The sequence below is a fragment of the Lactiplantibacillus sp. ME-2 genome, assembly GCF_022549155.1.
In the GTDB taxonomy this organism is placed as follows: domain Bacteria; phylum Bacillota; class Bacilli; order Lactobacillales; family Lactobacillaceae; genus Lactiplantibacillus; species Lactiplantibacillus plantarum.
Map to the genome: position 1 here is coordinate 1 of NZ_JAKZEQ010000146.1, position 317 is coordinate 317.

Below are 317 nucleotides of genomic sequence, written 5' to 3' on the forward strand. Positions count from 1 at the left end.
GATCACCAACTCTTGGAAGTCGTCCCATATCAGTTTGGGTTCCGGACGGTCGAGCTGCGCGATGACAAAGTCATTTACGTCAACAATAAACGGTTGGTGATCAACGGGGTTAACCGGCACGAATGGAACGCCCACACCGGTCGCGTTATCAGTATGGCTGATATGCGCGCTGATATCCAAACCATGTTAGCTAACAATATCAATGCCGATCGGACCTGCCATTATCCTGATCAATTACCTTGGTATCAATTATGTGACGAGGCCGGTATCTACCTAATGGCCGAAAACAACCTCGAATCGCACGGGTCATGGCAAAA

At 48.9% G+C, this 317-nt stretch carries 1 protein-coding gene; it reads left to right on the forward strand.

Features of this window, described 5'->3' with window-relative positions:
• A partial coding sequence (locus MMY95_RS15745; protein ID WP_277602051.1) for a glycoside hydrolase family 2 TIM barrel-domain containing protein occupies positions 1 to 317 on the forward strand: 317 nt, incomplete at both ends.